Annotated in this window: 27 protein-coding genes and 1 pseudogene; 15 read left to right on the top strand and 13 right to left on the bottom strand. The window is 66.7% G+C overall.

All coding sequences use genetic code 11. The features are described 5' to 3' along the window. Positions 1-164 precede the first annotated feature (164 nt). Both FCI23_RS63670 and FCI23_RS12780 read right to left on the bottom strand, forming a co-directional pair. Entirely contained in the window at positions 165-359 is a 195-nt protein-coding gene (locus FCI23_RS63670; protein ID WP_136723635.1) for a helix-turn-helix transcriptional regulator, read from the bottom strand. A 16-nt stretch (positions 360-375) separates the two neighbouring features. Continuing rightward, positions 376-579 (bottom strand): hypothetical protein, encoded by a 204-nt coding sequence (locus FCI23_RS12780; RefSeq protein WP_136723636.1) that lies wholly within the window; start codon positions 577-579, stop codon positions 376-378. A 561-nt stretch (positions 580-1,140) separates the two neighbouring features. On the opposite strand from FCI23_RS12780, the gene FCI23_RS12785 reads away from it, so the two are divergent. Next, positions 1,141-1,941: a sensor histidine kinase gene (locus tag FCI23_RS12785; RefSeq protein WP_169316780.1), complete on the top strand. Its 801-nt coding sequence runs from the start codon at positions 1,141-1,143 to the stop codon at positions 1,939-1,941. Between the two features lie 21 nt (positions 1,942-1,962). Next, a complete protein-coding gene (locus FCI23_RS12790; protein ID WP_136723638.1) occupies positions 1,963-2,679 on the top strand; it encodes a response regulator in 717 nt (238 codons plus the stop codon). A gap of 23 nt (positions 2,680-2,702) precedes the next feature. On the opposite strand, the gene FCI23_RS12795 is transcribed toward FCI23_RS12790, so the two are convergent. Then, entirely contained in the window at positions 2,703-3,158 is a 456-nt protein-coding gene (locus FCI23_RS12795; protein ID WP_211265300.1) for a MarR family winged helix-turn-helix transcriptional regulator, read from the bottom strand. A 75-nt stretch (positions 3,159-3,233) separates the two neighbouring features. On the opposite strand from FCI23_RS12795, the gene FCI23_RS12800 reads away from it, so the two are divergent. Then, positions 3,234-3,677 (top strand): hypothetical protein, encoded by a 444-nt coding sequence (locus tag FCI23_RS12800; protein ID WP_169316781.1) that lies wholly within the window; start codon positions 3,234-3,236, stop codon positions 3,675-3,677. Next, positions 3,674-5,260 (top strand): multicopper oxidase family protein, encoded by a 1,587-nt coding sequence (locus FCI23_RS12805; protein ID WP_136723640.1) that lies wholly within the window; start codon positions 3,674-3,676, stop codon positions 5,258-5,260. The genes FCI23_RS12800 and FCI23_RS12805 overlap by 4 nt, the downstream gene beginning before the upstream one ends. Here FCI23_RS12805 and FCI23_RS12810 read toward each other — a convergent pair. Continuing rightward, positions 5,179-5,556 carry a hypothetical protein gene (locus FCI23_RS12810; protein WP_136723641.1) on the bottom strand — a complete coding sequence of 126 codons (378 nt, stop codon included), beginning with the start codon at positions 5,554-5,556 and terminating at the stop codon, positions 5,179-5,181. The two genes, FCI23_RS12805 and FCI23_RS12810, sit on opposite strands and share 82 nt — an antisense overlap. A gap of 55 nt (positions 5,557-5,611) precedes the next feature. On the opposite strand from FCI23_RS12810, the gene FCI23_RS12815 reads away from it, so the two are divergent. Next, on the top strand, positions 5,612-5,956 hold the full coding sequence (locus tag FCI23_RS12815; protein WP_136723642.1) for a hypothetical protein: 345 nt from the start codon (positions 5,612-5,614) through the stop codon (positions 5,954-5,956). A 515-nt stretch (positions 5,957-6,471) separates the two neighbouring features. Here the strand turns inward: FCI23_RS12815 and FCI23_RS12820 are convergent. After that, on the bottom strand, positions 6,472-8,004 hold the full coding sequence (locus tag FCI23_RS12820) for a hypothetical protein (protein ID WP_136723643.1): 1,533 nt from the start codon (positions 8,002-8,004) through the stop codon (positions 6,472-6,474). Between the two features lie 168 nt (positions 8,005-8,172). On the opposite strand from FCI23_RS12820, the gene FCI23_RS63675 reads away from it, so the two are divergent. From FCI23_RS63675 to FCI23_RS12845, 4 genes are all read left to right on the top strand, one after another. Beyond that, positions 8,173-8,319, top strand: coding sequence for a hypothetical protein (locus tag FCI23_RS63675; RefSeq protein ID WP_211265301.1), 147 nt, complete (start codon positions 8,173-8,175; stop codon positions 8,317-8,319). An 859-nt stretch (positions 8,320-9,178) separates the two neighbouring features. Further along, positions 9,179-9,742: a type IV toxin-antitoxin system AbiEi family antitoxin domain-containing protein gene (locus FCI23_RS12830; RefSeq protein WP_211265302.1), complete on the top strand. Its 564-nt coding sequence runs from the start codon at positions 9,179-9,181 to the stop codon at positions 9,740-9,742. A 520-nt stretch (positions 9,743-10,262) separates the two neighbouring features. Next, entirely contained in the window at positions 10,263-10,706 is a 444-nt protein-coding gene (locus FCI23_RS12840; RefSeq protein WP_136723645.1) for a MarR family winged helix-turn-helix transcriptional regulator, read from the top strand. Between the two features lie 208 nt (positions 10,707-10,914). Then, the gene (locus tag FCI23_RS12845; RefSeq protein WP_136723646.1) at positions 10,915-11,547 is read left to right on the top strand and encodes an NAD(P)-dependent oxidoreductase; all 633 of its coding nucleotides are present in this window, start codon (positions 10,915-10,917) and stop codon (positions 11,545-11,547) included. 164 nt (positions 11,548-11,711) lie between these two features. On the opposite strand, the gene FCI23_RS12850 is transcribed toward FCI23_RS12845, so the two are convergent. From FCI23_RS12850 to FCI23_RS12860, 3 genes are all read right to left on the bottom strand, one after another. Then, positions 11,712-12,467: a transposase family protein gene (locus FCI23_RS12850; protein ID WP_136723647.1), complete on the bottom strand. Its 756-nt coding sequence runs from the start codon at positions 12,465-12,467 to the stop codon at positions 11,712-11,714. A 225-nt stretch (positions 12,468-12,692) separates the two neighbouring features. After that, entirely contained in the window at positions 12,693-12,839 is a 147-nt protein-coding gene (locus FCI23_RS56335) for a hypothetical protein (protein ID WP_169316782.1), read from the bottom strand. 171 nt (positions 12,840-13,010) lie between these two features. Further along, positions 13,011-13,286: a hypothetical protein gene (locus FCI23_RS12860; protein WP_136723648.1), complete on the bottom strand. Its 276-nt coding sequence runs from the start codon at positions 13,284-13,286 to the stop codon at positions 13,011-13,013. On the opposite strand from FCI23_RS12860, the pseudogene FCI23_RS12865 reads away from it, so the two are divergent. Beyond that, a pseudogene (locus tag FCI23_RS12865) lies at positions 13,286-13,441 on the top strand (transposase); the annotation flags it as partial. The gene FCI23_RS12860 and the pseudogene FCI23_RS12865 sit on opposite strands and share 1 nt — an antisense overlap. Here FCI23_RS12865 and FCI23_RS12870 read toward each other — a convergent pair. After that, positions 13,434-14,090 (bottom strand): helix-turn-helix domain-containing protein, encoded by a 657-nt coding sequence (locus tag FCI23_RS12870; RefSeq protein ID WP_136723649.1) that lies wholly within the window; start codon positions 14,088-14,090, stop codon positions 13,434-13,436. The pseudogene FCI23_RS12865 and the gene FCI23_RS12870 overlap by 8 nt on opposite strands. Before the next feature lie 69 nt (positions 14,091-14,159). On the opposite strand from FCI23_RS12870, the gene FCI23_RS12875 reads away from it, so the two are divergent. Further along, positions 14,160-15,098 carry a quinone oxidoreductase family protein gene (locus tag FCI23_RS12875; RefSeq protein WP_136723650.1) on the top strand — a complete coding sequence of 313 codons (939 nt, stop codon included), beginning with the start codon at positions 14,160-14,162 and terminating at the stop codon, positions 15,096-15,098. A 291-nt stretch (positions 15,099-15,389) separates the two neighbouring features. On the opposite strand, the gene FCI23_RS12880 is transcribed toward FCI23_RS12875, so the two are convergent. From FCI23_RS12880 to FCI23_RS12900, 4 genes are all read right to left on the bottom strand, one after another. Then, a complete protein-coding gene (locus FCI23_RS12880; RefSeq protein ID WP_136723651.1) occupies positions 15,390-15,602 on the bottom strand; it encodes a hypothetical protein in 213 nt (70 codons plus the stop codon). A 193-nt stretch (positions 15,603-15,795) separates the two neighbouring features. Then, positions 15,796-17,079, bottom strand: coding sequence for a nucleotide disphospho-sugar-binding domain-containing protein (locus tag FCI23_RS12890; protein WP_136723653.1), 1,284 nt, complete (start codon positions 17,077-17,079; stop codon positions 15,796-15,798). Between the two features lie 143 nt (positions 17,080-17,222). Then, positions 17,223-17,873 (bottom strand): hemerythrin domain-containing protein, encoded by a 651-nt coding sequence (locus FCI23_RS12895; protein WP_211265303.1) that lies wholly within the window; start codon positions 17,871-17,873, stop codon positions 17,223-17,225. After that, complete coding sequence (locus FCI23_RS12900) at positions 17,870-18,187, bottom strand: Rossmann-fold NAD(P)-binding domain-containing protein (protein WP_211265304.1); 318 nt, start codon at positions 18,185-18,187, stop codon at positions 17,870-17,872. Before FCI23_RS12900 ends, FCI23_RS12895 begins: the two co-directional genes overlap by 4 nt. A gap of 313 nt (positions 18,188-18,500) precedes the next feature. On the opposite strand from FCI23_RS12900, the gene FCI23_RS12905 reads away from it, so the two are divergent. The 4 genes from FCI23_RS12905 (at position 18,501) to FCI23_RS56340 (ending at position 21,371) form a co-directional block, all read left to right on the top strand. After that, positions 18,501-18,944 carry a MarR family winged helix-turn-helix transcriptional regulator gene (locus tag FCI23_RS12905; protein ID WP_136723654.1) on the top strand — a complete coding sequence of 148 codons (444 nt, stop codon included), beginning with the start codon at positions 18,501-18,503 and terminating at the stop codon, positions 18,942-18,944. 538 nt (positions 18,945-19,482) lie between these two features. Next, on the top strand, positions 19,483-19,740 hold the full coding sequence (locus FCI23_RS12910; protein WP_136723655.1) for a hypothetical protein: 258 nt from the start codon (positions 19,483-19,485) through the stop codon (positions 19,738-19,740). Between the two features lie 117 nt (positions 19,741-19,857). Beyond that, a complete protein-coding gene (locus FCI23_RS12915) occupies positions 19,858-20,715 on the top strand; it encodes an NmrA family NAD(P)-binding protein (protein WP_136723656.1) in 858 nt (285 codons plus the stop codon). Between the two features lie 263 nt (positions 20,716-20,978). Beyond that, positions 20,979-21,371, top strand: coding sequence for a hypothetical protein (locus FCI23_RS56340; RefSeq protein WP_169316783.1), 393 nt, complete (start codon positions 20,979-20,981; stop codon positions 21,369-21,371). Positions 21,372-21,719 lie beyond the last annotated feature (348 nt).

A 21,719-nucleotide genomic window follows, 5' to 3' on the forward strand; every position in this document is an offset into this window, starting at 1 on the left:
GGCGGGGATGGTGAATTTAAATTAACGAATAGTTTACTTGGGGTCGTCCGGGGGTGAATTCCTGTGGCCGGGCCGCTCTAACCCGCGCACGGACTTGCCGTCGTGGTACGGACTTGTCATCAGCCACCGGCAACCGCCGGACCTCAGAACGGGGAAAGCGAGATTCAGTAGAGGGGTTCCTCGTTCAACACGACGGAGCGCATGGTTGCGATGATGTCGCGCCAATTCGCCCTCGTGTCACTCAGTGAATGCTCACCGGCTCGTGCGATCTCATAGACGCGCCGGCGGCGCCATGTCGTCTCGCCCCAGACGCTGCTGACCAGCCCGGCTGTCTCCAGCCGGTGCAAAGCCGGATACACGGTCCCGGAAAGCGGATCAACCGGTCAACCTTGTCCTCACTGTCCTCACTGTCCTCACTGCCCTCACTGCCCTCACTGCCCTCACAGCCCTCACAGCCCTCACAGCCCTCACGCAGTACCACGATGATGGCGGGTCCGTGTCCGTGTCCGTGTCCCGGTCTTCGGTCGAGGACGCAAGCAACCTCCCGTCCAGGTTGCCCCAGAGTTCCTCCGGCTGCATACTTGGCGGCTATAGATGTTGGCAGGGGGGTGTCGACGCTGATATAAGCGGAATCCGTCGTACCGCCGTTGTGCTGTGGAGGCAAGCGGTGTACGGTGAAGGGTTTGCGAAGCATCTAAAGGATGTCAGCATGCCCAGGCTCGCTATCCAGATCCTTCCCTCGGAGGAGACGCTATGCGTCCTTCCGGTGGATGGTGTCCGATAGCTCAAAGAGTCTACAGTGGCCACCGAGGGCGCCCATCCCAATGCACGCTAGAAATTGACTGATTACTGAGGTCACATCGCTTCAACGACCAAGGTGAATCACGTTTCTCGGTGACCAATGATGACATTGGCTGGCTTAACTCTGGGGGAGCTTTGGCTGCCATGCTCGTTCGTCTTACGATGCTCTTACCGTTGGCGCTCGGTGTACCCGGCGGCAGGCTGCTTGCACGGCGCTGGCCGCAGCACCGCTTGCTGCTCTGGTGCAGCAGCTCGTGCCTGGGGCTGACCGTGTATCTCATGCTAGCGGACTTGATCCCCGTCGGCCCGTACGCGTCACTCCGCTGGTCGGGGAAACTCATGACCATACTGCCGTTCTTCGTCCTGCTGTACGTTCCTGCCTGGTCGGCTGCTTGGTTCCGGCCAAGGAGCGAGGCCGCGAAGCCGGAGCAGGCCGTGCCTGTGGCGCCGTTGACCGAACATGCGGAGCTCGCGAGCCTGTTGCACGACACCGTGGGGCAGGGCCTGACAGCCATCGCCCTGCAGGTGCGGAACGCGTCCAAGGGCGAGGACGGCCGGCAGCTGCAGGTGATCGATCAGGTCACTATGCACACGATGACCGAGTTGCGCAGTGTCATCACCCAACTGCGCCATGGATCACGCGAGTCGAGTGCGGTTGTCGAAGAAGGCCTCATCGACGTGGTGAATCGTTTCCGCGGTATCGGCCTCGCGGTCGAGTTCCTTGCCTCGGGCTCCGAGGAGCAGCTGCCGCCGTCGCTGCGAAAGGTGATCGTCCGGGTCGCCAGGGAAGCGTTGAGCAATTCGATGAAGTACGCACCGAACGCCGCCGTTTCGGTCGACTTCGAGGTCTCGACGCGGACCAGGCTCCGGGTGCGGTCGAGCTGCGAAGTGCCTCTGCTCAGCGGTTTCGCCGGCCGGGCCGGTCCGCAGCGCTGGCTGCCGTGGGCCGGCGGGGGTCATGGCACCCGCATGATGCAACGGCTCGTGACCCAGCAGGGGGGGCTTTTGTACATCGGCTCCGATCAGCAGGATTTCACCGTGGCGATCACATTTCCGCGCGACGACCTCGGTGAAGAGCAAGCGGCATCCGCACCGGTCAGCGGCACGGCGTGCGCTGGCGACCTTCGGTCAGCAGGCTGAGCCATGATGGGGGACAGGACGATGGATCAGATCGACGTACTTATTGTGGACGATCATCCGCTTGTGCGCAGCGGCGTGCGCTCGGCCATCGCGGACGAATTAGACATCAATGTCGTCGGAGAGGCCGACAGTGGTTTACTCGCCATCCAGATGGTGCGCGTGCTCAAGCCTGATGTGGTGCTCATGGACGTGTCGCTGCCGCCGGGGATCAACGGTCTTGTGGCCAGCCAGTCGATATCGAACGACGACACTGTGCCGGACACGAAGATTGTGATGCTCAGTGTGGACGCCGACGACGACACGCTGTTCGAGGCTCTACGGTGCGGGGTGAGTGGATTCCTGCTGAAGGACACGCCCCCCGAGAAGATCGTTGACGCGGTCCGCACCGTGGCACGCGGCGGTTCCGTGCTGTCCCCCAGCCTCACGGCGACGGTCATCACCGAGTTCGCCAGGCGGCCGACGGTCAACCGCTCGCACGAGGTGGGGTTGGAGCAGCTCACCTCACGGGAGTTCGACGTGTTCAAGCTGCTCGTGTGCGGATACCACAACGAGGAGATCGCCAAGATCCTCGTAGTTGCGGAGAGCACCGTGAAGTCCCATGTGCAGCGGCTCTACGACAAGCTCGGTGTGCGCGACCGGGTGCAGGTCGTGATCTACGCCTACGAGCACGGGCTGATCGTGATGGGCCAGTCCGGGTGGCAGCAGGTGGAGTCGGCCTGCTGGCCCGATCGGGTCTGAGCGGCGCGATGTGTGGCCGTGCCTCATGTGGTGTCTGCGGTGACGAAGCGTTCCAGGAGTGCACAGAAGGTGGACTGCTCGTCCTCGCTCAGGCAGTCCAGCAGCCGGGCGGCCACGCTGTCCGCGATACGTCCTGCCTCGGCGTGCAGAGCTCTGCCCGTCTCGGTGAGTTCGACGGCGTAGGCGCGGCGGTCGGCGGGCGACGGGCGGCGTACGGCCAAGCCGCGCGCCTCCAGGTCGTCCACGGTGCGGACCATCCCGGACTTGTCGCTGCCGGTGCGGTCGATGAGTTCGCGCTGGCTGAGGGAGCCATGCAGGCCGAGGCTGAGCAGCACGCCGTAGTGGCGTCCCTCGATGGCCAGCGGGCGCAGTGCCTCGGTGAATTCGCGGCTGGCGCGCCGGTGGGCGAAACGAAGCAGCGGGCCGATGCGGGTGGCCTGCGCTCCGCCGGCTCCGTGGGGGGCAGCGTCTGGAGTCATCGATATCCAGCGTAACGTAATCGCAAGATGGTTTCAGTTGGTACTGTCTCATTCATTCCTAATGGGAATCTGCGCATGACTGACGGGGAGCTGTTGATGAACGAGGAACGACCGCAGATACGGCGATGGGCCCGCCTGCTCTTCCGGACCGTGGTGACCTGCGAGGCCGTCCTCGCCCTGGGCCAGGCGGTGCTGGCGGGCAGTCTCCTGTCCGGGCACTACGGGGCGCTCGACCTGCATGCCGCCAACGCGACGGCGACCGGTGTCACCGCGATCGTTCAGACGATCACGGCAGTTCTGCTGTGGCGGCCCGGCGGGGGGCCCGGCTGGCCCGCCGTGGCGAGCGCCTCGCTCTTCGCCGCCGAGGGTGGGCAGATCGTGATGGGGTACGGGCGGGTGCTGGCCGTCCATGTGCCGCTGGGCGTGATCATCATCGCCTGCACTCTGCTGATGCTGGTCTGGGCCTGGCGCCCGGCAGCGGACTCCTCCTCCGCTGAGCCCGTCAAGGCGGCGGCATGAAGCGGGGGATCGACCGGCGCCTTTTCCTCAGCGGGGCGCTTCTGGGAGGCGGCGCGATAGCCGCCGGGGGCTGGGCCTGGGCAGGGCAATCGTTGACGCCGGGCCACCCCGGTCTGCTGCTGCGCAGCGAGGCTCCACTGCCGCGGCCGTACCAGGCGCTCCTTCCCGTGCCCGCTGTGCTCAAGCCCACGCGCACCGACGGCACGACCGACTACTACGAGATCACCCAGCGGTCGGCGTCGCTGCGAATCCTTCCTGGTCTGAACACTCCGGCCTGGACCTACGAGGGCTCCTTTCCGGGGCCGACCCTCGTGTCCCGCTCCGGGCGACGGACGGTGGTGCGGCACCACAACGAACTGCCGCACCCGACGGTGGTCCATCTGCACGGCGGTCACACGCCGTATGACAGTGACGGCTACCCCACAGCCCTGATCCTGCCCACCGGTGCCCACGCCTCCAGCAGCGGCACTCCTGGGATGGCGGACATGCCGGGCATGGCCCAGGCGCCCCGGCCGGCCGCCGGGGCACGGACGTACACCTATCCCATGGATCAGCGTGCCGCCACCCTTTGGTACCACGACCACCGCATGGGCTTCACCGGTCCGAACGTCTGGCGCGGCCTCGCCGGGTTCCATCTGGTCCACGACGACGAGGAGCTGGCCTTGTCGCTGCCGAGCGGCGAACGTGATCTCCCGCTGATGATCGCCGACCGCTCGTTCGCCGCCGACGGCACCTTCCGCTACCCCGCCCTGGACGCGGCCCAGGGCACCCCCGGAGTCACCGACCCGTATATGGACGGCGTGCTGGGCGACGTCATCCTGGTCAACGGCGCGCCCTGGCCGGTGCTGGAGACCCAGCGGCTGCGCTACCGCCTGCGGTTGCTCAACGCTTCCAACGCCCGCCGCTACCGCCTGGCGCTGGACCCGCAGCCGCCGGGCGGCGGCGGTCTGGTGCAGATCGGCGGCGACGGTGGGCTGCTGGAACGGCCGCTGGCGCACGATGAGTTGGGCATCGCCCCGGCCGAGCGCTTCGACGTGGTCGTCGACTTCTCCCGTTACCGCCCCGGCACCCGCGTCCGGCTGGTCAACCGGCTCGGCAGCGGCCGTACGGCCGAGGTCATGCGCTTCGACGTCTCCTCATCCGCCCGGCCCCCGGCCGACGACTCCGCAGTACCGGCACGGCTCTCCACCGTCGCCGCGCTCGACCCGACCCACGCCGTGGCGACCCGCACCTTCCTCTTCCAACGGTCGTCGGGCGGCACCGGATGGACCATCAACGGCCAGCCCTACCGCCCCGGCCACTCCCTGGCCACCCCCCGCCTGGGCACCACGGAAGTCTGGCGCTTCGTCACCGACTTCCACCACCCGGTCCACCTGCACCTCAACCACTTCCAGGTGATGGCCCGCAACAACAGTTCACCCGGCCCGTACGACGCGGGCTGGAAGGATACCGTGGACCTGCGCCCCGCCGAGTCCCTGGAGATCGTGACCCGGTTCACCGACTACCCCGGACGGTTCATGCTGCACTGCCACAATCTGGAGCACGAAGACATGGCGATGATGGCCGACTTCGTCACCGAATAGACGTTCCCCGGCAAGGCATCACCCGGCGCACGCCTCGTTGGGGCCGTCGGCACCGCGCTGGCAACCGTGACCGGCCCGATCCGGGCGACCATGGCCACCGACTGCGGGGGCAGGACCACCGAGGGCAGGGCGTTCGCGTCATAGGTGACCTGGAGCATGTTGGTGCCCAGCGCGGTCAGCTTGTTGAACAGGGCCTGCTGTCCGGACGCGGGAATGCTGGTCACGATGATCAGGGTGGCGATGCCGAGGTTATCCAGGGCCGGATCATGCCCCTGAGCTGCGAAAGCGCCCTCCACGGCATGCCTTGGCGACCGCGCTGTTTGACCGCTGTAGTCCGTGGTTTGCGAGGCGTTGGCCCGAGGAGAAGAGGTCCTCACTCTGATCGCAGACCTGCTCGATCTGGAGAAAAACCTGATCTTCAGGACGCTGGGCGCGACTGTCATAGGTGACAGGCTCTTCTGCAGCGAGCGGCACAGCCAGAACTACCAGAGTCCGGAACCAATCAGGGACGTGGAACCGCTCTATGCCGCCGGACCTCCCGAACACCTCGGCCGGATCGCCGCCGCCTGGTTCGAGGAGATCACGAGCCGCCCTGTCATCTCCCCTCTTCCGGTGGGGGGACACTCGTTCGTCCCTCCTGGCACCGCGCTTCCTCCGAGGCATCGCTGGGTCCGCAACGCACCCCGCACCCAGTGATGAAGCCTGCCGCGGAGGAACCTTGCAGAACTCGAACTGTTGTGGTTAGTACGCCCCCCGGCCTGGCTCAGCGCCGATGGGACGGTTTCGTCACGCCAGCGGACCACATCGAACCCAACGCGCGCCGCGCTGGCCACCATCATGGCGGTCAGCGCGGCAGTGGCTATCCACAGCCCTGTGGCCAATGGCCGCTCCGACGAGCGGGCGGAGCGATAACTCCACCGGGACGTCGCCGCCAGTGTGTAGACCAGGTGAGCCCCGACGACCACGTATGTCGGCGTCGTCTGAACGGTGACCCTCTGACGGCTCCGGAAGCGGCTCCCTCGGAGCGCCTCTCCGCATGCGCGCTGCAGCTGACCGGCAAGGCGGCCGGACCACTCACCGTCCCCTCGCCGACATCGAGCGCAACCACTGGCGCGCGACTTCTCCGCTGTACCGCAATCGTCGGCCGGCGGCCCGTCCGGGGAGATCCCTCGGGCGGGCCGCCGGTGCGGCGGTGGCAGCTCTGCCGGCCCTCAGCCCACGGCGTACGCGTTGTATACCGTGGTCGTCGAGCTGTCGCCGTGGGTGTCGGTGACCGTCGAGCGCAGGCCGACGCGGCCGGAGGCCGGGTTGTGGACGGTGATGGTCCACCTGGCGCCGGACAGCTTCGCGGTGATGGCGTGCCAGGTGGAGCCGTTGTCGGTGGTGTACCAGGCACGTACGGACTTCACGCTGTCCGACAGCCGGCCGATCGTGCTGTCGTCCGTGCCGAGGCGTTGCATGCCCAGGTCGACGGTCGTGGTCGACCCGGCAGCCGCCTGGTTCCTGGAGTTCAGCGCCTCGGGCCAGAACCGGGTGATGTAGTCCCGGATCTGCTGGTTCTTGCCGGCGTCGGCGTAGAAGTGCAGGGAGAGGCTGGAGGAGGTCGACAGCGAGCCGGACGGCAGATGGCTGCGGTGACCGGTTTCAGTGACCGTGTACCAGCCCGACCCCGGGATCCGCGGCTGCGCGTCGATCTGGTGCGAGGGGCTGTACTTGTGCGAGTAGAGCGTCTTGCCCGCGTGGGTCAGCTTCACGGTGCCGGAGGCCAGGACCCCGCCCGCCGTGAACTCGGGGTCGGCGAACGGGGTGTCGTTCCCGAAGTACAGCTGGTGGTACCAGGTGTACGGCAGCTGCCCGCCAGGCCCCCAGACCGCGTGGCCGAGGGTCAGCGAGGTGGTCTTGCCGGCCGCGTACTTGCGGAACCCGTCGTAGATGAAGTCGTGGCCCTCCTGGCCCACCTCCCACTGGCCGGCCTGGACGTGGACGCTGAAGGAGTTGGGCAGGTCACGCTGGAAGTCGAGGATGTCCATGGACGACGAGCAGTCGTAGCCGCTCGTCGGCTCGCCGTTGAACGAGAACATCGCCTGCCCGCTGTCGGGGCCGGAGCGGGCGGACACCTTGAGGGTGGTCAGCCCTGACTTCCTGAGTGTCGAGGACACCCCGGACGGCACGCCGCTCCGGTGCGTGGCGGACGCCAGCCAGAAGTCCCCGCCGGTCGTCGACTGCGGTTCGTACGTGGTGCCGTAGGACAGCTCGTACGCCTTGCTGCTGTTCGGGATGGCGTACAGGTCGCCCGCCTCGGCCGAAATGCTCATGGTCGCGGGGCTGTTGTCGGTGGCGCAGACGGCCGCGCTGACCGTGTGGTCGTATCCGCTGCCCGGGTTGGGACTGAGCGAGACCTTGACCGCACGGCCCTTCCGGGCGTCGAACGCGGTCGTCGTGGCCCCGGAGACCTTCACACTGTGGCCGCCGACGACGCCATCCTCGCTGTTGCCGCCGACGAAGGACGTGGCGAGCTCGTAACTGCCGTTGGGCAGCGACGCCTTCTTGTTGCTGTCGATGTAGCGGAAGTCGTACGTCTTCGTGTTGTAGACCGCCACCTGGGCGTAGACCGGCTTGCCGCTCCGGTCCAGCGTCCTGACGGTGAGTGAGCCTTTGGCTGCGGCCGACGCCGTTGAAGCGCCGGCCAGGAGAAGCGGCACGAGTACGGTAACGACGCCCGCGGCCGCTGTGGTTCGCCGCATCAGACCCCCCTAGGTGCACGACATGAACGCGTCACCCTAGCGCACGGGACACACCTCGCCGTCACCGGCCCACCCCCAGACCGCAGCCCAGGAGCAGGTCACCGCCCTCGCCCTGAGCCCCGACGGCCGCACCCTCGCGGTCGGTGGCGACGGGGGCTCGCTCCAACTGTGAGACACGACGACCCGACAACCGCTCGGCGGCCCCTGCCGACCCCCGGCGAGATGATCGACTCCCTCGCCTTCAGCGCCGACGACCGCACGCTGTACATGAGCAGCGCCCACGTCCCCCTCCAGCGGTGCACTCGATTGGCCTGACCCGCCTCCGGCGACCTCGGGTGAGGGCCGACATGCTGCCGTGCCGTGTGGTCCCTCGCCCGAGGGCGTTCCAGGAGGCGAGGTGCCGCGCCGGGCGGCGGATCCACGTCCTTGCATCGGCGGCCTGTCGGCTAAGTTCCCTGCTCAGCAGGGTATTTGATGGAGTGTCAGCCACCTTGAAGGCGGGAAGCGGGTCGTCGCGGGGTGGGATCCATCGCGGGCAGACCCGAATCCAGTGGCGCAGGTCACACAAAATGCGTCTCAAGATTCGAAACGTTAATCGAGTGAGTGTGCGAGATGGTGAAATGTGGTGCCCAGTCGGACCGTTTTCCGACCCCAAGCGGTGCGCAAGTGGTGCGAGGTGCCGAAATTGGACTAGACAACAAGCAAACCCCAAGTCGCTGACCTGGAGCTTTACCGTGGAGCGGATGACGGGAATCGAACCCGCGCTCTGAGCTTGGGAAGCACCGGTTCTTTGTGGCGGATCAGCTGCCTGGCCTGCGGAGATGTCAGATCGTTCGCGGCTTGGCGACCTCCCGGTTGACCGTTGTCGACCGAGGCGCCCCGCTCCATCTGGCACAGATCTGGCACGCGCGCCATTTGGATGTCGTGTGCGGATGTGGCATTGGCTTGCAGGGCAGCCGAGCTGGGCTCGCCCTCTGAGGACGCCCTGTAGGCGTCGTCTCGTGCTGGTGTCTGTGGTGGTGTGACGGCATGAGCCTTCGATCCGCCCTCGATCAGGTGAAGCCGGGGAATTGGCTGCGGAGGTTTACGCGCACAGGTATAGCCCAGGTGTAAGCATTTCCCTTCGATGGTGGTGAGGAGGCACGCGGTCATCGGCGTCACCGACCCACCTGGCTTGCCCGAGACGTTCAGATACTCCGAGGCTCGCCGCCTGGGTGTGTCCGACCGTCGGCTGCGCCGTCTGTTGGAGGAAGGCCAGGTCGAGTTGGTCAGCCGAGGACTCTACCGGCGGGCGGATGCCGATCCGATGGTGGACCGCGATCTGATCGAGGTTGCCCACCGCGTCCCGGACGGCACACTGTGCCTGGTCTCGGCGCTGGCCCGGCACGGCCTCACCGACCAGATCCCTCCGGCCATCGATATCGCTGTCCCGCGCGGCCGCCGTGCACCCCGTCTGGCCGCACCGGTCGCCTGGCACCACTTCGCCCGCGAGACATTCTCCATCGGGCGCGAACCGCTGCCCGTGGGCCCGAGCGAGCAGATCGGCATCTACAGCGCCGAACGCTGCATTATCGATGCCTTCCGACTGCGTCACCGCGAGGGATCGGAAATCGCAGTGGAGGCGCTGCGCGCCTGGCTGCGCCGCCGGGGCAGCCGCCCCGCGACGCTCATGGCGATGGCCAAGCATTTTCCGCAGGCCGCCGCGCCCCTGCGCACCACCCTGGAGATATTGCTGTGACCCCCCGCCCCACGCGTGCCACCGAAGCCGGCCGCACTTACCTGGATCTGCAGAATATGGCCGGGCGCAGCGGTCGGCCCACGGAGGAACTGCAGCAGTTGCGACGGTGGCGCCCTGGGAGGCGAGCCGCCGCACGATCGCGGCGCCGAATCCGCTGCTACCTCCGGCGACCACGGGACCCGCTTGCCCGGCAGGCTTGATGTCGTCGTCATAGTGCTCACCATTTCTCTCTGCTGTCTTCTGTGAGCAGCCCTCGGGGGGCGCACCTCGGTGTTGCGTGCTTGTCGACGGCCGTGTCGTTCAACCCTCTCGTTGCACATTAGTCAGGCAAGCTTACTACTGTATACCGTGGCAACGGCACGGATGCGAGGTCACTGGGGAGCGGATGGTGCGCGCGGAACGCAGCGCGCCCAGCGCTGGCCACGCACCGCCGCGGTCGGGTTGGCGGCGACCTGGCTCGGCAGCGTTGGCGTAGGGTGTGACCTCGTGCTATCAGGTGAGCGATGGAGTCGAGAGCGGCATGGATGAAGAGCAGCGGGCGAATCTAGGGGTGTTGTTGTTCATCCCGTACCGCTACAGCGAGGACCGGATGTTCCGGGCTCTCCAGGAGGCTGGGTTCGACGACTGGACCCTCGCCCAGTGCCGGGTGTTCCAACGCATCGCCCCGGACGGTTCACGCCTCACAGACCTCGCTGACCAGGCACAGATGACCAAGCAGAGCGCCGGCGTACTGGTCGACCAGCTCGAACGCCTGGGCTACGTCCGCCGGGTCCCCGACCCCACCGACGGCCGCGCCCGGCTGATCGTGATCGAGGAACGCGGCCGCCGGGCGGTCGAGGTCGCCGCGGCGACACTCGACGAGATCCTCGCGGAGTGGAAGGCGTACCTGGGCACCCGCAACTTCACGCTGCTGCACCAGATCCTGGACCAACTCCGCGAGATCACCGACCCCTACGCGCACTAGCCCCGGCCACCCCGAGCCGTCCAGCCCCGACTCCCACCCCGCCCGGGCCACCCCCTCCGACAAGCACCAGCAGGCTCCGACACCGCCTTGACGTTAGCCAGGTTTCCTGACTAAAGTTGACAGTCGGGCCCTCGCCGCGCATGGCACGCCGCCACCCAGTAGCGGGCTGACGAGGGTCGATTCATCCTTCGGTAGAGAGCGAAGTGCCATGAGGTTTCTTGTCCTAGGAGCAACCGGTCGCACCGGGGTCCTCTTCGTCAAAAAGGCACTCGACCAGGGACACCAGGTCAGCGCCCTCGTTCGGAGGCCCGACGCCACCGTCGACCCGCGCGCTCAAATCGTCAGCGGCGACGCCACCGACGCCGCCGTGATCGCGGCGGCAGCCCGAGGCCACGACGCGGTCATCAGCACGATCGGATCGAAAAGCGCCCGCGAAGCCCCAACGCTGGTCACCGACACCGTCCGTGCAGTCATCGCCTCCGCGAAAACATCAGGGGTTGATCGATTCGTCATCGTGTCGGCGTTCGGAGTCGGCGACTCTCTCGCTAAAACCTCATTCCTCGTGCACGCCATTTCCCGCACCATGCTTCGGAAAAAGTACGAAGACAAAGCCGCGTCGGAAGTGCTCTTGAGGGCCAGCGATCTGAAATGGACCGTCGAATACCCCGGACCGTTGAACGACCGAAGTGGCACCCGCTACTCCGAGGTCGCGCTCGAGGATGTCACGAAATTGCCGATCTTCCCCTGGACCTCTCGCGCAAACGTCGCTGACTTCCTCCTCCGCTCCGCCGTGGAAGGCACCTTCATCCGCCGGACCGTCGTCGTCGCCGACACCAAATAGGTCACCGACGCGGGCCACGCGGGCCACGTGGTCCACGCGGTCCAACCATAAACACGACTTTTGAAGCGCGGAGTACGCTTCGGATATGGAACGGGGACAGCAAGTCCGCCCGCAGGTCGCCTCTCTGGGCGTCGATGTGCCCCTGTCCCGGGCTTTCGCGCTGTTCAGTGACAGCGTTGCCTCTCCAGGGTGAGGACGGCTTTGGCGATTGACGTCATGCGGTCTGGGCTGCATCGGGATCTGCGGAAGATCCGCCAGGACTTCAGGCGGGTGACTCCGCGTTCGACCGGTGCCCGTGCCGCGGCCAGGGTCCGGTTGAGGGTCTTCTCGGTGGTGGTGAGCTCCTGCAGGGGCCTGTGTTTGATGCCGGTGCTCACCCAGGGGCCACCGCCTTGATAGGCGAGATCGGCCAGGACGGGGACGCCCTGGCGCTCGCAGATGCGGATGATCCGGTGGGTGCGGGCGGCGGTCAGGTCGTGCGCACGGCCCGGCAGCGCGGGTGAGAGCCACAGCAGCCGGCCCTCCGGATCGGTGACCACCTGCACGTTCACCCCATGCCGACGGTGCTTGTGGGAGTAGTCGGTCCGTCCGTCGCCGACCCGGTCGCACTCGGCGAGGGTGCCGTCCAGTAGGACGAAGCCGGGATCTGCCTCGCGCAGGACCTTCAGCAGGCCCGGCGCTCGTTCGGCGAGCAGACCGATGACCGCGCTGGTGTAGGCGTGGGCGGTGGACTCGCTGATCCCGAACCCGGCAGCGATCTTCGCCAGGGTGATGTGTTCACGCAGGTACACCAGTGCCACCATCGCGCGTTGCGACGGGCGGAGCTTGCACCGCCGGTCGCGCTCACGGGTGACGATCAGTATGGCAACCCATTCCACGAGCGCATGAGGTAGGTCGAGTGCGGCAGGATAGATGACCAACGAGGCCCCCGAGCTGCGTGATCGAGACATCAGACATCTCGATCAACAGCCCGGGGGCCTCGCTCGTTGCGCGTCACGAGCCATCACCCGATCGGTGGCCACCTCGAAGAAGCTCAATGAGCGCACTCGGCCGATTGGGCCAACCTGATGAAATCGCCGCCGTGGTCGCGTTCCTCCTCTTCCCGGACGCGTCTTATATCCAGGGCTGATTCACAGTCCGAGTGATCATGTTGCGTCGCAGGTCAAGGTCGGCGCGAGCAGGTCCAGCGGGCGGGTGAACGGCGTGTAGGAGGCCTCCGGCAGTCCGGCAGCGGTGCTGTGGTGGCCGGTGTCCCGCAGGGTGTTGATCGCGAAGTTTCGAAGCGTGGCCATGTTTTCCGGGCCGTGTCCGGTCCGGACCTCGAAGCGTCCTGTCTCTCACGTGGTGCACGGCCTCGATGCCCCGCTGTGATCTGGCGAGACGGCCGATGAGCTGCGGGGATACTTCACGCGCCGTCATGTCGGTGATCACGTGGACGGTGTGCCGGGTGGCCTTGCCGGTCTTCAGGTCGGTGCGATGCCGAAGGATCTTCGCTGCCTGGACCACGTGCGGGAAGTCCCGGCCCAGCTGGTGACCGTCAGTGTGCGCTCCGAGCGCGTCTCGCGCCGCCCGTGTCCGACCTCGCGGTCGTAGCCGCGGGCGGTCGCCTCCTTCCAAGGCAGGGCCCTCAGCGCCGTGTGCAGCTGCGGCTGGCTGCTCTTGACGACCAGCAGGTACTGCGCCTGCTTCGTCCTGGTCCTGGACGAACTCGGCGCGGGTGGTGGATCGAGTCCTCCCACGGCTGAGCCGTCGCCGCTGGACCGTCGAACGCACCATGGCCTGGCTTGCCGGCTGCCGCCGCCCGCGTCGGCGCTACGAACGCGAAGCCGGGCACTTCCTGGCCTTCACCAGCATCGCCTGCACCCTCATCTGCTACCGCAGACTCATCAAATGAGACGACTTCTTGTGCGTGCGCGTTGGCGAAGGCTTTCGCCTTGGGCGCCGAAGACGGCGAGTATCTCCGCGGGCCCCGGGCCGGCTGCGGCGTACCAGTGCGGTGTGCGAGCGTCGTATTCGGCCACTTCGCCGGGAGCGAGGATCAACTCGTGCCCTTCGAGCAGGAGTCGCAGTCGCCCGGAGAGTACACATAGCCAGTTGTGCCCCGCGTGGGCTTGGAGCCATGGCTGCTCCGCCGTGCTGTCGTGTTCCTGATGCTGGTTCAGGCTCATATCGTCTTCGAGCCGAATCACCGGGACACGGATCTTGTACGCCTGGAGGCCGCCCGGGCGGTCGGTCAGCCGCACCAGCGTCATCCCGCGGCGGCTGATGAGGCGCAGGCCCACCGTGGGCTCTCCGCCGCGCCCGGAGCCCACGAGCTCGTCGAGGCTGACCCGGTGAGCGCGAGCGAGGGACAGCGCCTGGTCCAGGTTGGGACGGCGGTGGCCGGTCTCAAACCGCGAAAGCGTGGTGATGGAGATCCCCGTGTCCTGCGACAGGTCTGCCAGGGTCACTCCCCGCGCGTGGCGCCTCGCTCGCAGGCGCGGGCCGATGTCGGCCTTGCCCGGGCCGGGGCCACGCGGTGGGTCGCTCGCTCCGCTGTTCATGACGTCCTACTTTGACAGATCAGCAAATCTTATGGTGCCCGGGCCGGACGCAGACCTAGGTTCCCGGCCATGAGCGTAAAGATGATCGCGCCGAAATTCGGTCTGCCCGAGGTCCTGGAACCGGTCGATGTGGAAATTCCGCCGCCCGGCGCAGGTGAGGTGACCATCGATGTCCGCGCCGCAGGCGTGAACATGAGCGACTTCCTCGCCGTCACCGGGACGCTCTCCAACTCCACGTTGCTGCCGGCTCATCCGGTTGGCCACGAGGTCTCCGGTGTCATCTCCGCGATTGGTTCGGACACCGCGATCGCCTCGGGCCAGGTCATGGTCGGTGACCCGGTTTTGGCTTTCCCTGTCGTTGGCGGCTACGCCGCGAGAATCAACGTGCGTGCCGGGGACGTGTACCGCAAGCCCGATTCGCTGAGTTTCCCGGCGGCAGCGAACTTGCTGCTTGCGGCAACGACGGCTACGAAGCTGCTGCGTGTCACCGAGGTGACAGCAGGCGACGTCGTCCTCGTCCACGGTGCGTCCGGCGCCACCGGTGTGAGCGTCCTGCAACAGGCCGCCATGCTGGGTGCTCGGGTCATCGGCACATGCAGCAAGGCGAACTTCGAGCTGGTCGGAAGCTTCCGTGGCGAGCCGGTCGAATACGGAGAGGGCCTGGAGCAGCGGGTCCGGGAACTCACCCCGGACGGCGTCCAGGTCGCATTGGACTGCGTCGGCACCGACGAGGCGTTGGATGTCTCGTTCGCCCTGGTGTCAAATCGCCGCCGGATCATGACGATCGCCGCGTACCCGCGCGGATTCACCGAGGACATGGAGATGATGACCAGCACCTACGTGCGGGCCCCTGAGCGGGCAGCTCGCGGACGCCTGATCGACCTGGCAGCGGAAGGGAAACTCGTCGTACCGATCGCGCGTACGTATCCGCTGGCTGAGGCTGCCGCAGCGTTGAACTTCCTGGCCCAGCGACATCCGGGTGGCGGCAAGCTGGCACTCATTCCGTAAACCATGGGAGGGCCCCTCGGCGACGGGCGACACTCGTCCAGCTGGTCAGCGCTCTGTCCGAGGGGGAAGCTTTCAGCCGGCCCCCCTACTACTTCCGGTTGGCGGCCTGGTCTTTCTTCTCCGGACGTCGAGGTTTCGTGCGTGGATGCGCAGGCAGGGGTCGGCGGCGTCCTCGCCGACGACTGGAACGCGCCGCCCGCGTCAGCGCGCGTTCCGTGCCCGACGCGCACCGGGCACGGATGGGTACAGCGCCTGGGGCAGGACCGGGCCTTTACCGCCCAACGGGTGGCATCAGGTGCTTGTTCCGATGCGCTTGGTGAAGGTGTCGGCGAGGCGGTGGGCTAGTGCGCTTGCTTCGTCGGGGGTGGCGAGGCCGGTGAGGGACTGCAGTGCGCCGCCGTGTACCAGCAGGACGAGTCCGTGTGCGGCAGCCCAGGCCAGCAGCGGCACATCACCGGCCTCGGCGCCGAGTTCCCCGGCGCGCTCCGTCGCGGTGCCGGCCATGATCGAAAACGAGTCGCGGTGAGCCGCGACGATCTCGGGGTCGTCACGGCACCGCGCTTGCTCATTTTGATTGCGGCGGCCTTGCTGATACCACTGGTGGACGTAGCCACCCGACTCGAGATCCCCTACGCATCGGAGCTGTTCGCCTCAGCGCCGGGTGAAGGATTCCTAGCCACGAAAGTGCTCTTGCCTCTCAAGAGCCGGCGAGCTCGCTGATCGCCTTCTCTATCTCCTCCAGCGCGTTGTGTTTCGCGTACTCTGCGGCCAGGCGCTGTGCGTTCTCCTTGTAGGAACCGGTGTTCAGAATGCTGTCGACCGCCTGGCGGACGTCGGCGGCTGTCGGACGGTCCGTGGCCAGGTCGATGGCCGCACCGGTAGCGGCAAGGCGGACGTTGTTTTCCTTCTTCTCCTCGGTCAGGCCCGCTGCCACCATCGGGACTCCGTGACGCAGAGCCTGCTGCACGGCCCCGAAACCTCCGTTGGTGACCAGCACGTCGGCGTGCGGCAGGAGGTCGTCGAACGGCACGAACTCCGCGACCCTCACGTTCGCCGGCACGTCGCCTATCTCACCAGGGCGCCCCGTGGCCGCCACGACCAGACCGGGGAAGCCGGCCAGTGCCTGAAGCGTCGGCTCGATCAGGTCAGTGAAGCTCTGGTTGGCGACCGTTCCCTGCGTGACCACGACAACTCGCTCGGCGCTGATGACGTCCTGCCACCAGGTAGGAAGATCACCACTAGGAGCGGCCGGCGGGAGTGTGCCCACGAACTTCACATGGGAGGGAGTGTCGCTGCGCCGGTAACTCAGCTCTTCCACCGACAACTGAAGGAAGCGGTCCGCCTTCAAGACAGTGGAGTCCAGGAAGAACGGAACAGGTCCCTGCGTGACTCCGAACTCCGCAAGAGTCTGTTCGAAGAGTTCCTGAGCCGGGCCCATGAGCTGCCCCATGGCAGCGTAGGCCTCCTGGTTACGGGCCCTTCCCTCTTCACTGCTGTCCGGGGGTACTCCCATTCCGAAGGGAGCCGTGTCCGCACTTGCCAGCGTGAAGGACACCGGCCCGAGCCCCACTGCGGCTACAGCACGCGGCCCCGGAGCACCCATGAGAGACGGCACCGCACCGAAGAATCCGGTCTCATGGATCAGGACCACCGGTTCGTCCCCGGCCTCTTCGAGAGCGTGCTGTACGTCGCGGTGCTGACCGGCTATTACCTTCACAAAGATATTGCGCATGTCCCACGCGAACTGCGCGGGTCCCGCAGGCAGAGCCAGCCGCTCCGGTGATGCAGTAAGCGCCTCCAGGTCCACGTCCGCTTCACCCGTGAACCCCCTGAACTGCAGATTCGCTCCTGCGGATACTCGGAAGCTCTCGTGACTCAGCAGCGTCACATCGTACCCGTATTTGCTTAGATGATCTGCTACTATCTTTAATGGAGCAAAATGCCCATATATTGGCGAAGTGGCCATCAGGATCCTGGTCATTACTTGTTTCTCCTCATTGCACAGCTTTGATCGTTGGCGTTGTGGTGGCTTTAGTGGAGGGACCGGTGGGGGTGACCGGTCCTGGGTCGGTGCCGGTTGTTTCCGTGTCGGCGCAGCCTCCCGAGATCGGGTTGCGGGATGGGTCAGCCGCGGATCACGGCGGTTTCGCGGGTGAACTGGCGCCGGCCGATCAGCTTGTAGACCAGCCGAACCGGGGCGGGCACGACCTGCAGGAACCTCTGCCGTTCTGCATTGTCGGTTTCCTCGGTGATGTGGCCGAGGATGATCAGCCGCCGCGTGAGCGGAATCGCGCTCATGCCGTGCTTGCCGAGCGCGTCCCATTCGCTTTGCGTCACCGTGGCGGACGCGATCGGGAGTATCTTCTGCTCCTCCTCGGCCAGGTGGTCGATCAGGGTCGGCATCATGGCGTCGATGACGGCCGCCATCCGCTCGCCGGCGGCGGCGTCCGCGTTCGCGGTCCAGGCCGGCAGCTCTGCGTCAATGGCTGTGACGGCGGCGTCGACCTGCGCGTGCTGGGCGTCCATCCGGTCCATCAACTCCGGCTCGAGCGCGGTCCGTTCGCGCAGCAGGGGGAAGAGCAGCTCGTCCTCGCCGGTGTGGTGCGTGTGCAGGAAGTTCAGCATCTCCCGGGCGTGCGCGCCGACGATCTTGGATCGCGCACGGTCATGGGCCGCGGTGCGCAGCAGCCGGGGGAGCTGGCCGAACTCACGCCGGATGACGCGGTGGATCAGCACCATCTCGTGGGTGTCGACGCCCGGTCCGGAGGTGCTCACCGTGACTCCTCGATGGTGGCGGCGGTGTTCCGGACTGCTTCGTGCGCCGTGGTTGCCGGCCGGCCGATGCCCTTCACCAGGTCGTCGCTGTCGTTGAACAGCTCTCTGCGGGCCAAGCCGGCATCGGCGTCGGCCACTTCGGCGGCCATCTGCGGGGGCAGTCCCGCACCGGTCAGGGTGGCGGTGTAGTCAGCCACCGACATGTCCTGGTAGGCGATGGGGGCGCCCAGGACATCGCTGTTCATGGCGGCGGTTCCGCTGCTGCCTCCGGTGGCCAGGGCTTGCTTGCCCGCCAGGCTTGATGTCGATGTCATAGCGCTCACCATTTCTCTCTGTTGTCTTCCCTGGATGTGAGCAGTCCTCGGGGCGCACCGCGACGTTGCGTGCTTGTCGACGGCCGTGTCATTCGACCCCTCTAACCGCAATACTAGTCAGGTACGCTTACTACTGTACACCGAGGCAACGGAACCGGTGTGAGGTCACCTGAGGGTGGATGGTGTGCGCGGAACGCAGCGCGCGGCGCTGTGTATGCGCTGCCGCGGTCGGGTTGGCGGCAATCCGGCTCGGCAGTGTTGGTGTAGGGCGTGGAGCTCGTGGGATCGGATGGGTAATGGGGTCGAGAGCGGCATGGATGACGAGCAGCGGGTGAATCTAGGGGTGTTGTTGTTCATCCCGTACTGGTACACCGAGGACCGGATGTTCCGGGCTCTCCGGGAGGCTGGGTTCGACGACTGGACCCTCACGCAGTGCCGGGTGTTCCAACGCGTCGCCCCGGACGGTTCACGCCTCACAGATCTCGCTGACCAGGCACAGGTGACCAAGCAAAGCGTCGGCGTGATGGTCGGCCAGCTCGAACGCCTGGGCTACGTCCGCCGGGTCCCCGACCCGACCGACGGCCGTGCCCGGCTGATCGTGATCGAGGAACGCGGCCGCCGGGCGGTCGAGGTCGCCGCGGCGACACTCGACGAGATCCTCGCGGAGTGGAAGGCGTACCTGGGCACCCGCAACTTCACGCTGCTGCACCAGATCCTGGACCAACTCCGCGAGATCACCGACCCCTACGCGCACTAGCCCCGGCCACCCCGAGCCGTCCAGCCCCGACTCCCACCCCGCCCGGGCCACCCCCTCCGGCAAGCACCAGCAGGCTCCGACTCCGCCTTGACGAAGTCAGTCTCATTGACTATTATCATCATTGATCCTGACGATTTCGGCGATGGGCGGGTGGTTGTCACGATGCACGTGCCCAGACGAGCCGGACCCGTCGCCGCACGACACGACGCCGCCGGCGCAAGCCTGCGAGGGTCCGGCTCCGGGTGGATGCCGCACGCAGACCCGCGCTACCACCAAGGTCGCTTCCAATGACGTAGTTCCGGTCTGGCCATTGACCGCGGATCTTCCCGCCGACGACGTCGAACATGTCGCCGCGTTAATCGTGCAGCGGTGTGCCTCACGTACGTGGATCGGCATCCGCGTCTGGACCGGTCTGTCCACCGATCAGGGCCATGGCGCAGTGGTGTGTGGCCTCCCGCAATTTCTTTCTCGGCGCAGTCGGCGACCTCGGCTTCGATGGGTCCGAAATCCCGGAACACCTACCGGAAGGATCATCGCCATGAACGCAGTGGCCAGCCATGCCCGCAAAGTTCACGATATGCCGCATCACCACCACGCAGGTGAGGACGAACTGCTGTGGTCGAAACTTTCGGCGCGAACACGGTTTCCGAACCTCGCGCCTCCAGCGATTTACATTCGCGTCGCTGTCGGGCTTGGGCCGGATGCCAGGCACGAGCCCGCACCGGCAACCGGCACCAATGCCGCAGCCGTTCCGGTCGCCGCAGGCCTTGCACTACAGCTGATCTGGTGCTCATAGACACCAAACGAGGTCAGCTGGCCCACCGTGTCATCGCGGCGCGGAGCCCGGCCCGCGGGAGCTGCGCCCACTCCCAACCCACCCCAAAACGCAATCTCAAGCAAAGGACCAGAACTCATGATTTTGATCACCGGAGCCACCGGCACTATCGGTTCGGAAGTCGTCAAAGCGCTCCTCCCCGCCCACGCGGACCACATTCGGGTCCTCACCCGCAATCCCGGCGCGGTTTTCCCCGAAGGCATCGAGAAGGTCGTGGCCGATCTCGGTGACGGCGATCTGGCACCCGCGCTGGACGGCGTACGCGCGGTGTTCTCGCTGAGCGAAGGGCTCAACATCGCCGCACACGGCCAGCGGCTCATCGCCGCGGCGCAGCGAGCGGGCGTCGAACGGATCGTCAAGCTGTCCGTGCGCAACGTCGCGCACGGCGCCACCGACCCGATCACCACTTTGCACCGGGCCGGCGAGGAGGCGATCTGCGACAGCGGCATCGGATGGACGTTCCTGCGGCCTACCGCGTTCATGTCCAACGCGCTCAACTGGGCGGGAATGATCGCGGGCGACCAGGTCGTGTACGCCCCGTTCGCCGTCGGCCGGGCCGCCGTCGTCGACCCGGCGGACATCGCGGCGGTCACCGCGGCCTGCCTCACCCAGGACGGCCACGACCACCGGATCTACGAGCTCACCGGCCCCGATCCGCTCAGCCCCGCCGACCAGGTCGCCATCCTCAGCAAGGTGCTGGGCCGCGACCTTCGCTACGCCGAGGCCGACCCGGCCGGCTCGGTCGCGCAGATGGTGTCCTACGGCATGCCCGAGGATCTCGCGAGCGCCATCATCGAGCAATTCCGCTCCACCCTGGAACCGTGGAGCCCCGAGCCGACCAGCGACGTCACCGCGGTCACGAAGCGCCCGGCGCGCACCTTCGCCGACTGGGCACAGGCCCACCGCACCGAGCTCCTCACCCCCGCCAGCTGGTGAAGGTGACGCCGGCGACGGCGTGCGCCTACCCCTGCCCGGGTAGCGGGACCGTGATCGATCTTTGCCCGCGGGAGGTCGTGGGCCTGGTCGATGACTGAGCTTCTTCGAGGTGGCTGGTCGGGGTTGTCGTTGTGAACAGGTGGGGTCTGCTGCTCGCCAGGCGGTTGTGAAGCGGGTTCGGTGGCGGTGTTCCTGCCGACGGCGGGGGTGCTGCGGTTCGGGGCTGCCGGCCGGGCGGCGGTGCCGTCCGCTGTGGTCTCGGGTTGTGTGAGCTGGCGGTGCCATTCGGCGAATCGCTGGCGGATCGCGGCTGCTTCGTTGGCGTCGAGGCTGTAGGCGGCGAATTGCTTGTCGCTGTACCGCTGGGCACGGGCGAGGGAGTCGGCAAATATTCGCCGGTCGAATCCGGGGTCGTTCTGTGCGGCGAGTTCCATCAGCCGGTCGGTGCTGTAGCCGGTCTTGAGCAGTCCGTCGATGTCGATGGCGTCGCGGACCTCTGCGCGGCTGAACAGGGCGCCGGTCTTGCCTGCGGCCAGGTCGTCCGGGTGCAGCACCGGGCCGAGGTCGGAGTCGACCGGCGGATGGTGCAGGAACTCGGCGACCAGCTCGACCTTGCTGAAGGTGCCGGTGTCCGCGTGCTCTCGACGGGCACGTAAAGGGCCCTCCGAGCATGCGATTCTCGCGAGTTAGGGCACGCGGAGGGCACGGCCCGAAAAATGGTCTAGACAATAAGCAAGGCCCGGGTCGCTGACCTGGGCCTTTGCCGCGGAGCGGATGACGGGAATCGAACCCGCGCTCTGAGCTTGGGAAGGTCGGGCGCTCGGTTCTGCATATCTGCAGGTGGGGTGGGGTGTGGGCGCAATCGGTGGGCGGTGGGGTGGTTAACCGGTGCTGACCCTGGTTGCCCGTGGGATACCGCCCTGTGTGGTGCGGATGTGGTGCGGGCGGTCTCCGAACGCCCCGCACAGGGTGCGTTGGTCCTTCTGCTTGAGCCAGGTTGTCTG

The organism is Actinacidiphila oryziradicis (assembly GCF_005047355.1).
GTDB classification, from domain to species: Bacteria; Actinomycetota; Actinomycetes; order Streptomycetales; family Streptomycetaceae; genus Actinacidiphila; species Actinacidiphila oryziradicis.

What these genes read in the sequence shown, in the direction of transcription:
- FCI23_RS12780 (WP_136723636.1), bottom strand. Translation starts at nt 579, where the DNA reads ATGCAGCCGGAGGAACTCTGGGGCAACCTGGACGGGAGGTTGCTTGCG.
- FCI23_RS12785 (WP_169316780.1), top strand. Translation starts at nt 1,141, where the DNA reads ATGACCATACTGCCGTTCTTCGTCCTGCTGTACGTTCCTGCCTGGTCG.
- FCI23_RS12790 (WP_136723638.1), top strand. Translation starts at nt 1,963, where the DNA reads ATGGATCAGATCGACGTACTTATTGTGGACGATCATCCGCTTGTGCGC.
- FCI23_RS12795 (WP_211265300.1), bottom strand. Translation starts at nt 3,158, where the DNA reads ATGACTCCAGACGCTGCCCCCCACGGAGCCGGCGGAGCGCAGGCCACC.
- FCI23_RS12800 (WP_169316781.1), top strand. Translation starts at nt 3,234, where the DNA reads ATGACTGACGGGGAGCTGTTGATGAACGAGGAACGACCGCAGATACGG.
- FCI23_RS12805 (WP_136723640.1), top strand. Translation starts at nt 3,674, where the DNA reads ATGAAGCGGGGGATCGACCGGCGCCTTTTCCTCAGCGGGGCGCTTCTG.
- FCI23_RS12820 (WP_136723643.1), bottom strand. Translation starts at nt 8,004, where the DNA reads ATGCGGCGAACCACAGCGGCCGCGGGCGTCGTTACCGTACTCGTGCCG.
- FCI23_RS12840 (WP_136723645.1), top strand. Translation starts at nt 10,263, where the DNA reads ATGGATGAAGAGCAGCGGGCGAATCTAGGGGTGTTGTTGTTCATCCCG.
- FCI23_RS12845 (WP_136723646.1), top strand. Translation starts at nt 10,915, where the DNA reads ATGAGGTTTCTTGTCCTAGGAGCAACCGGTCGCACCGGGGTCCTCTTC.
- FCI23_RS56335 (WP_169316782.1), bottom strand. Translation starts at nt 12,839, where the DNA reads ATGGCCACGCTTCGAAACTTCGCGATCAACACCCTGCGGGACACCGGC.
- FCI23_RS12870 (WP_136723649.1), bottom strand. Translation starts at nt 14,090, where the DNA reads ATGAACAGCGGAGCGAGCGACCCACCGCGTGGCCCCGGCCCGGGCAAG.
- FCI23_RS12875 (WP_136723650.1), top strand. Translation starts at nt 14,160, where the DNA reads ATGAGCGTAAAGATGATCGCGCCGAAATTCGGTCTGCCCGAGGTCCTG.
- FCI23_RS12880 (WP_136723651.1), bottom strand. Translation starts at nt 15,602, where the DNA reads ATGGCCGGCACCGCGACGGAGCGCGCCGGGGAACTCGGCGCCGAGGCC.
- FCI23_RS12890 (WP_136723653.1), bottom strand. Translation starts at nt 17,079, where the DNA reads ATGACCAGGATCCTGATGGCCACTTCGCCAATATATGGGCATTTTGCT.
- FCI23_RS12900 (WP_211265304.1), bottom strand. Translation starts at nt 18,187, where the DNA reads ATGACATCGACATCAAGCCTGGCGGGCAAGCAAGCCCTGGCCACCGGA.
- FCI23_RS12905 (WP_136723654.1), top strand. Translation starts at nt 18,501, where the DNA reads ATGGATGACGAGCAGCGGGTGAATCTAGGGGTGTTGTTGTTCATCCCG.
- FCI23_RS12910 (WP_136723655.1), top strand. Translation starts at nt 19,483, where the DNA reads ATGAACGCAGTGGCCAGCCATGCCCGCAAAGTTCACGATATGCCGCAT.
- FCI23_RS12915 (WP_136723656.1), top strand. Translation starts at nt 19,858, where the DNA reads ATGATTTTGATCACCGGAGCCACCGGCACTATCGGTTCGGAAGTCGTC.